Genomic DNA, 14,118 nt, shown 5'->3' with positions numbered 1-14,118 from the left:
TGTCCACATCGTCTCGGCGACTGACCGATCGTTCTGGGCATACTGGGAGATCCAGAAGTCGCCGGTGGTTCGCCGAAAGGAGTGCGCATTCGCATGGTCAGTCACGATGTGCCCTCCGACGGCCATTCGCTGAAGCAATTCGTCGAGAATCCGAAGGATTATCTCGGGGATTACACAAGTGTCGTCCTCGTCGCCAACAGCCAGGAGGCCGCCGCAGCGCTAGAATCCGATCGCTTCGGGAGAAAGCCGCTCTTCGTTTTCTTCAACCGGGTCTTTTCGATCCTCAAAACCCGGTTTGAGCGCGACTGCATCCTTGTCACCCGCGCTACTCCGACAGGCTCTGGCCTTGTCTACAAGGGCGAGATCGGCCGTGCAATCGACAGTCTTGACGGCCGGGGCTTCCACGGCATCGTCAATCTGAAGGCTGGGCCAGATGAGCTTCTAAACCCAGATTCGGACTTCGGTTTGAGCGACAGCGCCGCGCTCGATCTCACATCACGCCTGAAGAGCCTCTATTCAGCGGACCGCCTTCCAAGTTCGGGTTTTGCTCTCGCTGTCTGGCTCGCTCAGGCGCGGCCGGGTATCCCGATCTATCTCCTTGGCTTCACCGGAACCCGCTCGATCTCGCAGCGGGTGCTCGCGGTGCACGACTGGACATGGGAGCAGACCGTTCTCCACATGCTGACGACCGCGGGCCTGCTCGATACAGCGCACATCAGCTCCGAGCGCAGCTCTTGGCCGCTGGCACGTTTTCGCTCGGAATTTCCGGAAATCGGAGATAGCGATTTCGCCAAAGCGTCGGCGCAAGTTTTATCCTGGCGGCTTGATGCGACGAACCGAATGGTCGATCTGGTGCTGCGGTCGATCAAGCCGTCGCTGGCGATGTCGCGCTTGATCGACAGGCTACGACCGGCATCGCGCAAACCCGCGGCTCGTGCAAAGCTTATGTCTCGCGCGAACCCTGAAGAGGTGAGGGGCGTCGCGCGCCCGCCTGAAGGATAATGATTGCCGAGACGGGGAGATGTGTTGATTTCCCGCTTTTGCTGACATAAAGAGCATCGCGCATACAGGGGTATAGCTCAGTTGGTAGAGCGGCGGTCTCCAAAACCGCAGGTCGGGGGTTCGAGCCCCTCTGCCCCTGCCATAAAGCGTTTGGGACAGGCGGGACTGACTTCACGCCCGCACGAGAGTTCCATGAACGCGGATTTCCCCCTTGTGAATCACAGTCAAGGGGTTTAAATGATTTTGAAACTGATTGCGCGTGAGGCCGATTGTGGCCGGCACGCGCTTTGTTCGTGACTAATTGTCGGACGAACACCAAGTCGAGTGAGCATGGCCAAAACCAATCCTTTCACGTTCCTTCAGCAGGTGCGCAGCGAAACCTCGAAGGTCACCTGGCCGTCGCGGCGCGAGACGATGATTTCGACCATCATGGTCTTCATCATGGTCACGCTGGCCTCGATCTTTCTGTTCGCGGCAGATCAGGTCCTCGGCTACGTCGTCGGCCTGATCATGAACGCGGGCGCTTAAGGGTTTCGTCTTTTCAAGCGCGCGCTTTTTGAAAAAGCGACATCGGGAGTTTCTGGAATTTAATGGCCGCTCGCTGGTACATCGTCCACGCATATTCGAACTTCGAGAAGAAGGTCGCCGAATCGATCGAGGAGCAGGCCCGGCAGAAGGGTCTGTCCGATAAGTTCGAGAAGATTCTTGTGCCGACCGAGAACGTCGTTGAGGTGCGGCGCGGGCGCAAGGTGAATGCCGAGCGCAAGTTCTTCCCCGGTTATGTGCTGGTGAAGGCCGAGCTCACCGACAAGGTGTTCTCGATGATCAAGAACACGCCGAAGGTGACGGGCTTTCTTGGGCCCGACAATCGCCCTGTGCCGATCACCGAGAAGGAAGCCGATCAGATCCTGAATCACATTCAGGAAGGTGTCGATCGTCCGAAGCCGACGATCTCCTTCGACATTGGCGAGCAGATCCGCGTTTCGGACGGCCCGTTCGCCTCTTTCAACGGGATCGTCCAGGAAGTCGACGACGAGCGCTCACGGCTCAAGGTGGAAGTTTCGATCTTCGGGCGCGCAACGCCCGTCGATCTGGAATTCGGTCAGGTCGAAAAGGTCTGATCGGAATAGGAAGCGCCAGACGCTTCCGTATTCTCGCGGGAGGCGAAAGGGGATACTCAAGCCAAGCCCCTTGGACCGCACCGCGAACTGCGAAACCCCGAAGCTCGAAGTCTTCGGGATCACGAATAGAAGGCAGAGAGAATGGCTAAGAAAGTTGCGGGCCAGCTGAAGCTGCAGGTCCCGGCCGGTTCGGCGACCCCGTCGCCGCCGATCGGTCCGGCGCTCGGTCAGCGTGGTATCAATATCATGGAGTTCTGCAAGTCGTTCAACGCGCAGACCCAGGAGCAGGAAAAGGGCTCCCCGATCCCGGTGGTCATCACTTACTACCAGGACAAGTCCTTCACCTTCGCGATGAAGACCCCTCCGGTCAGCTACTTCCTCAAGAAGGCAGCGAATCTGAAGAGCGGCTCCAAGCTCCCGGGCAAGGAAAGCGCCGGCAAGATCACGCGCGATCAGGTGCGCGAGATTGCTGAGAAGAAGTTGCAGGACCTGAACGCGAACGACGTCGACGCCGCAATGGCGATGGTCGAGGGTTCGGCGCGGTCCATGGGTCTCGAGGTGACGGGTTAATACGATGGCCAAGAAGCAAGGAAAGCGCATCCGCGCAGCCCGCGAGGGCATCGACCGCACCAAGCTCTACGGTCTCGAAGAGGCCGTCGGCATGATCAAGGATCGTGCGTCGAACACCAAGTTCGACGAAACGGTCGAGATCGCGATCAATCTCGGCGTCGATCCGCGCCACGCGGACCAGATGGTTCGCGGCGTCGTCAACCTGCCGAACGGCACGGGCCGCGACGTTCGCGTCGCTGTCTTCGCCCGTGGTGACAAGGCTGAAGAGGCGAAGGCAGCCGGTGCCGATATCGTCGGCGCGGAAGACCTCGTCGAGCAGGTCCAGGGCGGTCAGATCGATTTCGATCGTGCGATCGCGACGCCAGATATGATGGCCCTCGTCGGTCGTCTCGGTAAGGTGCTTGGTCCCCGCGGCCTGATGCCGAACCCGCGCGTCGGAACCGTGACACCGGACGTTACGGCCGCCGTCAAGGCATCCAAGGGCGGTGCCGTGGAGTTCCGCGTGGAGAAAGCCGGTATCGTTCATGCCGGCGTTGGCAAGGCGAGCTTCGGTGCCGACAAGATCACCGAGAACATTCGCGCCTTCGCGGATGCGGTGAATAAGGCCAAGCCCTCGGGTGCCAAGGGTAACTACGTGAAGCGCATCGCTCTCACCTCGACCATGGGTCCGGGCGTGAAGGTCGATCCGTCGACCATGTCGGCCCCGGCGAGCGCCTGATCTTTAAGCGGGTGAATTTCGCGCCCATATGCGGTGCTCACCCGTCACAACGAATTCCGGGGCGACCCGGATGACAAGGGGAGGTGGTTTCGATCGCCTCCTTAATGCCTGTCCGAGACTGTGAGGCGGGCCCCTCCGGGGTGCCCATAATCGTCAGATAGCCTTCATGAGACGGGGTGATGTCCGAATTTTTCAGGGCCGCAAGGTCCTGCAGCTTCGGTTCGAACCTCTGAATGCCTTGCGCCGGCTGCCGGTTCCATTCGGAATGTCACGGTGGTCCGAAGCAAGGGGACAGGATCTCCGAGCACGGCTTCGAAGGTCCAGCCTTTGCAAGCGGTGCGTATGGCAACCGGCTTTCGGAATCTTCGCATGAAGACCTGAAGCCAAACAGGAGAGAGGCAGTGGAAAGAGCGGAAAAGCGCGAATTCGTCACGCAGCTCAACCAGTCGTTCCAGGACGCTGGCGTCGTTGTCGTGGCCCACTATGCCGGTCTCACGGTCGCGAACATGAACGATCTTCGTTCACAGATGCGCGCGGCCGGAGGGACGGTCAAAGTCGCGAAGAACCGCCTTGCCAAGATCGCTCTTCAGGGCACGGACGCCGAAGGCATCTCGAACTTGTTCGAGGGCCAGACGCTGATCGCTTATTCGAGCGATCCGGTCGCGGCGGCCAAGGTTTCCAACGATTTCGCCAAGAAGAACGACAAGCTCGTGATTCTCGGCGGCGCGTTGGGTGCCACCACGCTCGATGCGAACGGTGTGAAGGCTTTGGCCGACCTGCCGTCGCTGGACGAACTGCGCGGCAAGCTTGTGGGTATGATCCAGACCCCGGCTACCCGTATCGCAGGCGTCGTTCAGGCCCCGGCGGGCCAGCTCGCCCGGGTTCTCAATGCGTATGCCACGAAGGACGAAGCGGCGTGAGGTTCAGGTTCCTCGCTGCTCCAACTCAAGTTCGAATCGTAAAGGAAAAGAAACATGGCTGATCTCGCCAAGATCGTTGAAGACCTGTCGGCCCTGACCGTCCTCGAGGCGGCTGAGCTGTCGAAGATGCTCGAAGAAAAGTGGGGCGTCTCCGCCGCTGCTCCGGTCGCCGTTGCCGGTGCCGCTGCTGGTGGTGCTGCTGCCGAAGCCGAAGAAGAGCAGACCGAGTTCACGGTCGTTCTCGCGGACGCCGGCTCTTCGAAGATCAACGTCATCAAGGAAGTCCGTGCCCTTACGGGTCTCGGCCTGAAAGAGGCGAAGGATCTCGTCGACAACGCGCCGAAGCCGATCAAGGAAGGCGTCGACAAGGACGAGGCCAACAAGATCAAGGAACAGCTCGAAAAGGCTGGTGCCAAGGTCGAGCTCAAGTAAGTGCGGCTCTTGCCGCGCTGAAACAATCGCGTTTCAACGTGGGCGGGACGGCAAAATGCCGTTCCGCCTTCCGTGCTGAAAAGAGGTTTCGCGAAAGTCGCGCGCTTCGAACGTGGGTGAAGGTCCGGCGATACAGGGCTCCAGGCGCGTTTCCTGACGTCTCTTCGATGAGCCGTGAGGAAACGCGGGAACCTCGGGCGCATTGAGGTTCGCCTTGACGTTTGCCCCGCGCGATTTGCCGGCGCGCGGGTCTCTCCCTTCGACGGGAGATGCAATTGAAAGCCCTCTGGTCAAGGGCGATATGTTACGAGAGGAGCGACGATGTCACAGACGACGACGTTCAGCGGTCGCAGACGCGTACGCAAGGTTTTCGGTCACATTCCCGAAGTTGCCGAGATGCCGAACCTGATCGAGGTCCAGAAGGCCTCCTACGATCAGTTTCTCATGATCGAGGAGCCGGAAGGCGGACGTACCGACGATGGCCTCCAGGCCGTCTTCAAGTCGGTTTTCCCGATCCAGGATTTCTCCGGACAGGCGATGCTCGAATTCGTGAAATACGAGTTCGAACCGCCGAAGTTCGATGTTGAAGAGTGCCGTCAGCGCGACCTCACCTATGCCGTTCCGCTGAAGGTGACATTGCGCCTGATCGTGTTCGATGTCGACGAGGACACCGGTTCCAAGTCCATCAAGGACATCAAGGAGCAGGACGTCTACATGGGCGACATGCCGGTCATGACCGGCAATGGTACGTTCATCGTGAACGGCACCGAGCGTGTGATCGTCTCGCAGATGCACCGCTCGCCGGGCGTCTTCTTCGACCACGACAAGGGAAAGACCCACTCGTCCGGAAAGCTGCTCTTCGCCGGTCGCGTGATCCCCTATCGCGGCTCCTGGCTCGACATCGAGTTCGACGCCAAGGACGTTGTCCATGCGCGTATCGACCGGCGCCGTAAGATCCCTGCGACGAGCCTTTTGATGGCGCTCGGCATGGATGGCGAGGAAATTCTCTCGACCTTCTACAACTTCGTCGAGTTCAAGAAGGACAAGCAGGGCTGGCGTGCGCCGTTCTCGGTCGAGCGCGTGCGCAATCAGGGCATGATCACCGATCTGGTCGACGCCGATTCCGGCGAAGTCCTGGTCGAGGCCGGCAAGAAGGTCACAGCGCGTCAGGCCCGCAAGCTCGCCGAGCAGGGCGTCAAGGCGTTCCGCGTCTCTGAAGAGGATATCTACGGCAACTATCTCGCTGAAGATATCGTCAACTTCGAGACGGGCGAGGTCTATCTCGAAGCCGGAGACGAGCTGGACGAGAAGACGCTCCAGGTGCTGATCGACGCCGGCTACGAGAGCTTCCAGGTTCTCGATGTCGACCACGTCAACATCGGCTCCTACATCCGCAACACGCTGGCGGTGGACAAGAACGAGAGCCGTCAGGACGCGCTCTTCGACATCTACCGCGTGATGCGTCCGGGTGAGCCGCCGACGATGGAAACGGCCGAGGCCATGTTCCAGTCGTTGTTCTTCGACGCCGAGCGCTACGATCTTTCGGCCGTTGGCCGCGTGAAGATGAACATGCGTCTCGACGTTCAGGCCGAGGACACCGTCCGCGTTCTGCGCAAGGAAGATATCATCGCCGTCGTCAAGACGCTGGTGGACCTGCGCGACGGCCGCGGCGAGATCGACGACATCGACAATCTCGGCAACCGCCGTGTGCGTTCGGTCGGCGAGCTGATGGAGAACCAGTACCGCGTCGGCCTGCTTCGCATGGAACGCGCGATCAAGGAGCGCATGTCTAGCGTCGAGATCGACACGGTCATGCCGCAGGATCTGATCAACGCCAAGCCTGCGGCAGCCGCCGTGCGTGAGTTCTTCGGGTCCTCGCAGCTCTCGCAGTTCATGGACCAGACGAACCCGCTCTCGGAGATCACCCACAAGCGCCGTCTCTCGGCGCTTGGACCGGGCGGTCTGACCCGCGAGCGTGCCGGCTTCGAAGTGCGCGACGTGCATCCGACGCATTACGGCCGCATCTGCCCGATCGAGACGCCGGAAGGCCCGAACATCGGTCTCATCAACTCGCTGGCGACCTTTGCCCGCGTCAACAAGTACGGCTTCATCGAGAGCCCGTACCGGCGCGTCGTCGACGGCAAGGTGACGAGCGAGGTCGTCTATCTTTCGGCGATGGAGGAATCCAAGCATCACGTCGCGCAGGCGAACGCAGTGCTCACCGACGACATGACGTTCCAGAACGAGTTCGTCGTCTGCCGTCATTCCGGCGATGTCTTCATGACGCCGCGGGAGAACGTGGATCTGATGGACGTCTCGCCGAAGCAGCTCGTTTCGGTCGCAGCCGCGCTCATTCCGTTTCTCGAAAACGATGACGCGAACCGCGCTCTCATGGGTTCGAACATGCAGCGTCAGGCCGTGCCGCTGGTGCGCGCCGAAGCGCCGTTTGTCGGCACCGGCATGGAGCCGATCGTTGCCCGTGACTCAGGCGCCGCGATCGGAGCCCGTCGTACGGGTATCGTCGATCAGGTCGATGCGACGCGTATCGTTATCCGCGCGACGGAAGACCTCGAAGCCGGCAAGTCGGGCGTCGACATCTACCGGCTGATGAAGTTCCAGCGCTCGAACCAGAACACCTGCATCAACCAGCGTCCGCTGGTCGCGGTGGGTGACCGGGTCGAGAAGGGTGATATCCTCGCCGACGGTCCGTCGACCGATCTCGGCGATCTCGCCCTCGGCCGGAACGTGCTCGTCGCGTTCATGCCGTGGAACGGCTACAACTACGAGGACTCGATCCTCCTGTCCGAACGCATCGTCTCCGACGACGTCTTCACCTCGATCCATATCGAGGAGTTCGAGGTCATGGCGCGCGACACCAAGCTCGGACCGGAAGAGATCACGCGGGATATCCCGAACGTTTCGGAAGAGGCCCTGCGCAATCTCGACGAGGCCGGCATCGTTTATATCGGAGCCGAGGTCCAGCCGGGAGACATTCTCGTCGGCAAGATCACGCCGAAGGGCGAAAGCCCGATGACGCCGGAGGAAAAGCTCCTTCGCGCCATCTTCGGTGAGAAGGCTTCGGATGTCCGCGATACGTCGAGCCGTATGCCTCCCGGCACCTACGGCACGGTCGTCGAGGTGCGCGTGTTCAACCGGCACGGCGTCGAGAAGGACGAGCGTGCCATGGCCATCGAGCGCGAGGAGATCGAGCGTCTCGCCAAGGACCGGGACGACGAGCAGGCTATTCTCGACCGTAACGTCTACGGCCGTCTGATCGAGATGCTCTCCGGCAGGCAGGGCATTGCGGGTCCGAAGGGCTTCAAGCGCGGCACCGAGATCAGCCAGGAGGTGATGGAGGAATATCCCCGCTCGCAGTGGTGGATGTTTGCCGTCGAGGACGAGAAGGTCCAGGGCGAACTCGAGGATCTTCGCAAGGTCTATGACGAAGCGAAGAAGACCCTCGAAGCCCGCTTCATGGACAAGGTCGAGAAGGTGCAGCGCGGCGACGAACTGCCGCCCGGCGTCATGAAGCAGGTGAAGGTCTTCGTCGCTGTCAAGCGCAAGATCCAGCCTGGCGACAAGATGGCCGGCCGTCACGGCAACAAGGGTGTCGTTTCGCGCATCGTGCCGGTGGAGGACATGCCCTTCACCGAGGACGGCACGCATGCCGACATCGTTCTGAACCCGCTCGGCGTGCCTTCGCGCATGAACGTCGGACAGATCCTCGAGACCCATCTTGGCTGGGCCTGTTCGGGCATGGGCAAGAAGATCGGCGCGATGCTGGAAGCCTATCAGGAGAACAATGACGTCAGCCCGCTGCGTCAGGAAATCTCCGGGCTTCTCGGCGACAACGATCGCAACGAGAAGGTCAAGGACTACGACGACGACAGCGTCATCACGCTCGCCAAGCAGATGTCGAAGGGCGTCTCGATCGCGACCCCGGTCTTCGACGGCGCGAACGAGAAGGACATCGTCGAATGGCTCGAAGGGGCAGGGCTCAACGGCTCCGGTCAGGTCACGCTCTATGACGGGCGTACCGGCGAGGCCTTCGACCGTCAGGTGACCGTCGGCTACATCTATATGCTGAAGCTGCACCATCTGGTCGACGACAAGATCCACGCCCGTTCGATCGGTCCTTACTCGCTCGTTACCCAGCAGCCGCTGGGCGGCAAGGCCCAGTTCGGTGGACAGCGCTTCGGCGAGATGGAGGTCTGGGCCCTCGAAGCATACGGTGCGGCCTATACGCTGCAGGAGATGCTGACGGTGAAGTCGGACGACGTTGCCGGTCGTACCAAGGTCTACGAGGCGATCGTCCGCGGCGACGATGCTTTCGAGTCCGGAATCCCGGAGAGCTTCAACGTTCTCGTGAAGGAAATGCGTTCGCTCGGTCTCGATGTGGATCTGGCGAACAATCCGGAGAACGGCGGAGGCGGTGTCGAAGAACTGCCCGACGCGGCCGAGTAAGGCCGCGCGATACGAAAGGCCGGTTTTCGACCGGCCAAGCCGCTGGCGTTTTCAAGAGGCTTGAAGACGCCAGCGTTCGAGTATCGGTGAATTTTCAGCGGTCGCAGCTGCGGTCCGCTCTCAGAAGGCGAAAGCCTTGAAGGAGACAGAGCATGAACCAAGAGGTCATGAACATCTTCAACCCGCAGGTCTCCGCCCAGACCTTCGATACGATCCGTATCTCGCTGGCGAGCCCTGAAAAAATCCTGTCCTGGTCGTTCGGCGAGATCAAGAAGCCGGAAACGATCAACTACCGTACGTTCAAGCCCGAGCGCGACGGCCTGTTCTGCGCGCGCATCTTTGGTCCGATCAAGGATTACGAGTGCCTGTGCGGCAAGTACAAGCGCATGAAGTACAAGGGCATCATCTGTGAGAAGTGCGGCGTCGAGGTCACTCTCAGCCGCGTTCGCCGCGAGCGCATGGGCCATATCGAGCTCGCAGCGCCGGTCGCCCATATCTGGTTCCTGAAGTCCCTGCCGAGCCGCATCGCGACCCTGCTCGACATGACGCTGAAGGACATCGAGCGGGTTCTCTATTTCGAGAACTACATCGTTACCGAGCCAGGCCTCACGACGCTTCAGGAGAACCAGCTTCTCTCGGAAGAAGAGTACATGATCGCCGTCGACGAGTTCGGTGAGGATCAGTTCACGGCCCATATTGGTGCCGAAGCGATCCAGGAGCTCCTGCGCTCGATGGATCTGGAAGAGATCGCCTCCCAGCTGCGCGAGGATCTGGCCGCGACGTCTTCGGAGCTGAAGACCAAGAAGCTGATGAAGCGGCTGAAGATCGTCGAGAACTTCATCGAGTCGGGCAACCGGCCCGAGTGGATGATCATGACGATCGTTCCGGTCATCCCGCCCGATCTGCGTCCGCTCGTCCCGCTGGACGGCGGCCGGTTTGCGACGTCAGATCTCAACGATCTCTATCGCCGCGTCATCAACCGTAACAACCGCCTCAAGCGGCTGATCGAGCTTCGTGCGCCGGGCATCATCGTGCGCAACGAGAAGCGTATGCTTCAGGAAGCCGTCGACGCCCTGTTCGACAACGGCCGCCGCGGCCGCGTCATCACGGGTGCCAACAAGCGTCCGCTGAAATCGCTCTCCGACATGCTGAAGGGCAAGCAGGGCCGCTTCCGCCAGAACCTTCTCGGCAAGCGCGTCGACTATTCGGGTCGCTCGGTCATCGTGACCGGTCCGAACCTGAAGCTGCACCAGTGCGGCCTGCCGAAGAAGATGGCGCTCGAGCTCTTCAAGCCGTTCATCTACGCCCGTCTCGACGCCAAGGGCTATTCGTCCACCGTCAAGCAGGCGAAGAAGCTGGTCGAGAAAGAGCGTCCGGAAGTCTGGGATATCCTCGACGAGGTCATCCGCGAGCATCCGGTGCTGCTCAACCGCGCGCCGACGCTTCACCGCCTCGGCATCCAGGCCTTCGAGCCGGTCCTCATCGAGGGCAAGGCGATCCAGCTGCATCCGCTCGTCTGTACGGCGTTCAACGCCGACTTCGACGGTGACCAGATGGCGGTCCACGTGCCGCTCTCGATCGAGGCGCAGCTCGAAGCCCGCGTCCTGATGATGTCGACGAACAACATCCTGCATCCGGCGAACGGCGCACCGATCATCGTGCCGTCGCAGGATATGGTGCTGGGCCTCTACTACCTCTCGATCATGAACGAGAACGAGCCGGGCGAGGGCATGGTCTTCTCCGACATCGGCGAGCTGGAGCATGCGCTGAACGCGGGTTCGGTGACGCTGCACTCGAAGATCAAAGGCCGCTTCAAGACGATCGACTCGGACGGCAATGCGATCTCGGGTATCCACGAGACGACACCGGGCCGTATGCTCATTGGTGCGCTTCTGCCGAAGAACGCCTCGATCGGCTTCGACGTCTGCAACCAGCTGATGACCAAGAAGATGATCTCCAAGATGATCGACACGGTCTATCGCCACTGCGGTCAGAAGGAGACGGTGATCTTCTGCGACCAGATCATGCAGCTCGGATTCAAGCACGCCTGCCTCGCCGGCATTTCCTTCGGCAAGGATGACATGCTGATCCCCGACACCAAGAAGAACATGATCGGGGAGACTCAGGCGCTCGCGAAGGAATACGAGCAGCAGTACAATGACGGTCTGATCACCCAGGGTGAGAAGTACAACAAGGTGGTCGATGCCTGGGCCAAGTGCACGGACAAGATCGCCGACGAAATGATGGGTCGCATCAAGGCGGTCGAGTTCGACGAGAACGGTCGCCAGAAGCAGATGAACTCGATCTACATGATGTCGCACTCCGGCGCCCGCGGGTCTCCGACCCAGATGCGCCAGCTCGCGGCGATGCGCGGCCTGATGACCAAGCCTTCGGGCGAGATCATCGAGACGCCGATCATCTCGAACTTCAAGGAAGGCCTCACGGTTCTCGAATACTTCAACTCCACCCACGGTGCCCGTAAGGGTCTCGCGGATACGGCGCTGAAGACCGCGAACTCGGGTTACCTGACACGTCGTCTCGTCGACGTGGCGCAGGACTGCATCATCACGCAGACCGATTGCGGCACGGAGAACGGCCTCACCATGCAGCCGATCGTCGATGCCGGCCAGGTGGTCGCCTCGATCGGCCAGCGCATTCTCGGCCGTACGGCGCTCGTCGACATCAACCACCCGGTGACGGGCGACGTGATCGTCGAAGGTGGCCGGATGATCGAGGAAGCCGATGTCGAAAAGATCGAGACGGCTGGCATCCAGTCCGTCCAGATCCGCTCGGCGCTGACCTGCGAGATCCGCACTGGTATCTGCGGCGTCTGCTACGGCCGCGATCTGGCACGTGGTACGCCCGTCAACATGGGAGAGGCCGTCGGCGTCATCGCGGCGCAGTCGATCGGCGAGCCGGGCACCCAGCTCACCATGCGTACCTTCCACATGGGCGGTACCGCGCAGGTGGTCGACTCGTCGTTCCTCGAAGCCTCCTACGAGGGCAAGGTCGCGATCCGGAACCGGAACGTCGTCCGCAACTCGGAAGGCAATCTCGTCGCGATGGGCCGCAACATGGCGATCCTCATTCTCGACGAGAAAGGCATGGAGCGCGCCGCGCACCGCGTCACCTACGGTTCGCGCGTCTATGTGGACGACGGCGATTCCGTGCGCCGCGGCCAGCGTATCGCCGAGTGGGATCCGTATACCCGTCCGGTTCTGACCGAGCTCGACGGTGTGGTGGAATTCGAGGATCTGGTCGATGGCGTTTCCGTCACCGAGCAGACCGACGAATCCACCGGTATCACCAAGCGTGCGGTCATCGACTGGCGGGCCTCTCCGCGCGGCACCGATCTCAAGCCTGCGATGGTCATCAAGGACGAGAACGGCGAGGTGCAGAAGCTCGCGCGCGGCAACGATGCCCGTTACTTCCAGTCGGTCGACGCGATTCTTTCGGTCGAGCCGGGTCAGAAGGTGACGGCGGGCGACGTGCTCTCGCGTATTCCGATGGAAAGCGCCAAGACGAAGGACATCACGGGCGGTCTGCCGCGCGTGGCGGAACTCTTCGAGGCGCGCAAGCCGAAGGACAACGCGATCATCGCCGAGATCGACGGCACGGTGAAGTTCGGACGCGACTACAAGAACAAGCGCCGTATCATCGTCGAGCCGGCGGAAGATGGCGTCGAGCCAGCCGAATACCTGATCCCGAAGGGCAAGCCATTCCATCTCCAGGAAGGCGACATCGTGGAGAAGGGCGACTACATCCTCGACGGCAATCCGGCACCGCACGACATCCTGGCGATCAAGGGCGTGGAGGCGCTCGCGAGCTACCTCGTCAACGAGATCCAGGAGGTCTACCGGCTGCAGGGCGTTCTGATCAACGACAAGCACATCGAGGTGATCGTCCGGCAGATGCTGCAGAAGGTCGAGATCACCGAGTCGGGTGACTCCACCTATATTCCGGGCGACCACGTCGACCGGATCGAGCTGGCGGAGCTGAACGAGAAGCTGGAAGAGAATGGCCGCAAGCCGGCCTCGGGCGTTCCGGTTCTCCTCGGTATCACCAAGGCTTCGCTGCAGACACCGTCCTTCATCTCGGCGGCCTCCTTCCAAGAGACCACCCGCGTCCTCACCGAGGCAGCGGTTGCCGGCAAGATGGATACGCTGCAGGGCCTCAAGGAGAACGTCATCGTCGGCCGCCTCATCCCGGCGGGTACCGGCGGAATGATGACGCAGATCCGCCGCATCGCGACCTCCCGCGACGACCTCATCCTCGAGGATCGCCGCAAGGCCGCGAACCAGGGCGAGAGCGACAATCTCCTCACCTCGATCGACGACGCAGCCGAATAGGCCGCGCCTCGATTAGGCATTGTAAGACTTGGAAAAGGCCGTCCCTCGGGGCGGCCTTTTTCTTGGAACGACGAATATTCAGACGGGATAGAATGGCCGCACTCTGCGGTCGCTTCGACAGTACGACGAGGTGTTTCTTCGAACGTCAGATCATGGCGGATGTGGTAAGGACTTCTGTCGATAAGAGCAATGATATCAGACGCCTACCAGCGTTTATTGCGATGTCGTACAAAGTCTCTATTGTGGGCGATAGGCGTTGAACTGGTCCGATGTGTCGATAAAGTCTGGCAGACCTGCGAAATCCGCACTTCGCCTTTGCGAAAGGCCGCCATCGGTGGGTTGACGCAAAGGGTGGGAATCGTTAAGTAGCCCGCAACCAAGCCGATGTGAGGCCGAATCTTCCCTTGGACGCCACGTCCGGGAGCCATGAGCGCCTCAAACAAGGTTTGATCAACGAGACGAAAATCTCTGGTACATGATCGTTTCTTTTACGAGATGCGATCCTCTGGTTTTCGACCGAGCGCCTTCCTGATTTTTTCGGG

The 14,118-nt window shown here is 60.9% G+C and carries 9 protein-coding genes and 1 tRNA gene; all 10 read left to right on the top strand.

From position 1 onward, the window contains the following. Positions 1–93: 93 nt before the first annotated feature. The 10 genes from ABRA89_RS15060 (at position 94) to rpoC (ending at position 13,576) form a co-directional block, all read left to right on the top strand. On the top strand, positions 94–1,002 hold the full coding sequence (locus ABRA89_RS15060; protein ID WP_349942310.1) for a hypothetical protein: 909 nt from the start codon (positions 94–96) through the stop codon (positions 1,000–1,002). Positions 1,003–1,068: 66 nt separating this feature from the next. Next, a tRNA-Trp gene (locus ABRA89_RS15055) sits at positions 1,069–1,144 on the top strand. 188 nt (positions 1,145–1,332) lie between these two features. Continuing rightward, positions 1,333–1,530: a preprotein translocase subunit SecE gene (gene secE / locus ABRA89_RS15050; RefSeq protein ID WP_349942309.1), complete on the top strand. Its 198-nt coding sequence runs from the start codon at positions 1,333–1,335 to the stop codon at positions 1,528–1,530. A gap of 62 nt (positions 1,531–1,592) precedes the next feature. Continuing rightward, positions 1,593–2,123: a transcription termination/antitermination protein NusG gene (nusG, locus tag ABRA89_RS15045; protein WP_349942308.1), complete on the top strand. Its 531-nt coding sequence runs from the start codon at positions 1,593–1,595 to the stop codon at positions 2,121–2,123. Between the two features lie 141 nt (positions 2,124–2,264). Beyond that, the gene (rplK, locus tag ABRA89_RS15040; protein ID WP_349942307.1) at positions 2,265–2,693 is read left to right on the top strand and encodes a 50S ribosomal protein L11; all 429 of its coding nucleotides are present in this window, start codon (positions 2,265–2,267) and stop codon (positions 2,691–2,693) included. A 4-nt stretch (positions 2,694–2,697) separates the two neighbouring features. Continuing rightward, a complete protein-coding gene (gene rplA / locus ABRA89_RS15035; RefSeq protein ID WP_349942306.1) occupies positions 2,698–3,411 on the top strand; it encodes a 50S ribosomal protein L1 in 714 nt (237 codons plus the stop codon). A gap of 401 nt (positions 3,412–3,812) precedes the next feature. Continuing rightward, the gene (rplJ, locus tag ABRA89_RS15030; RefSeq protein WP_346218854.1) at positions 3,813–4,331 is read left to right on the top strand and encodes a 50S ribosomal protein L10; all 519 of its coding nucleotides are present in this window, start codon (positions 3,813–3,815) and stop codon (positions 4,329–4,331) included. A 54-nt stretch (positions 4,332–4,385) separates the two neighbouring features. Then, positions 4,386–4,763, top strand: coding sequence for a 50S ribosomal protein L7/L12 (gene rplL / locus ABRA89_RS15025; protein WP_349942305.1), 378 nt, complete (start codon positions 4,386–4,388; stop codon positions 4,761–4,763). Positions 4,764–5,084: 321 nt separating this feature from the next. Further along, positions 5,085–9,227, top strand: a complete 4,143-nt coding sequence (gene rpoB, locus ABRA89_RS15020) for a DNA-directed RNA polymerase subunit beta (protein WP_349942304.1) — start codon at positions 5,085–5,087, stop codon at positions 9,225–9,227. Between the two features lie 152 nt (positions 9,228–9,379). After that, the gene (gene rpoC / locus ABRA89_RS15015; RefSeq protein WP_349942303.1) at positions 9,380–13,576 is read left to right on the top strand and encodes a DNA-directed RNA polymerase subunit beta'; all 4,197 of its coding nucleotides are present in this window, start codon (positions 9,380–9,382) and stop codon (positions 13,574–13,576) included. Positions 13,577–14,118: the final 542 nt, after the last annotated feature.

Origin of the sequence: Fulvimarina thalattae (genome assembly GCF_040239565.1) — a bacterium.
Taxonomy (GTDB): Bacteria; Pseudomonadota; Alphaproteobacteria; order Rhizobiales; family Rhizobiaceae; genus Fulvimarina.
The sequence above is the reverse complement of the archived record's forward strand: the minus strand, read 5'-3'. Positions and strand labels throughout refer to the sequence as shown.

Excerpts from the sequence above, each read along its gene's own strand:
- ABRA89_RS15060 (WP_349942310.1), top strand. The coding sequence starts at position 94 with ATGGTCAGTCACGATGTGCCCTCCGACGGCCATTCGCTGAAGCAATTC.
- secE (WP_349942309.1), top strand. The coding sequence starts at position 1,333 with ATGGCCAAAACCAATCCTTTCACGTTCCTTCAGCAGGTGCGCAGCGAA.
- nusG (WP_349942308.1), top strand. The coding sequence starts at position 1,593 with ATGGCCGCTCGCTGGTACATCGTCCACGCATATTCGAACTTCGAGAAG.
- rplK (WP_349942307.1), top strand. The coding sequence starts at position 2,265 with ATGGCTAAGAAAGTTGCGGGCCAGCTGAAGCTGCAGGTCCCGGCCGGT.
- rplA (WP_349942306.1), top strand. The coding sequence starts at position 2,698 with ATGGCCAAGAAGCAAGGAAAGCGCATCCGCGCAGCCCGCGAGGGCATC.
- rplL (WP_349942305.1), top strand. The coding sequence starts at position 4,386 with ATGGCTGATCTCGCCAAGATCGTTGAAGACCTGTCGGCCCTGACCGTC.
- rpoB (WP_349942304.1), top strand. The coding sequence starts at position 5,085 with ATGTCACAGACGACGACGTTCAGCGGTCGCAGACGCGTACGCAAGGTT.
- rpoC (WP_349942303.1), top strand. The coding sequence starts at position 9,380 with ATGAACCAAGAGGTCATGAACATCTTCAACCCGCAGGTCTCCGCCCAG.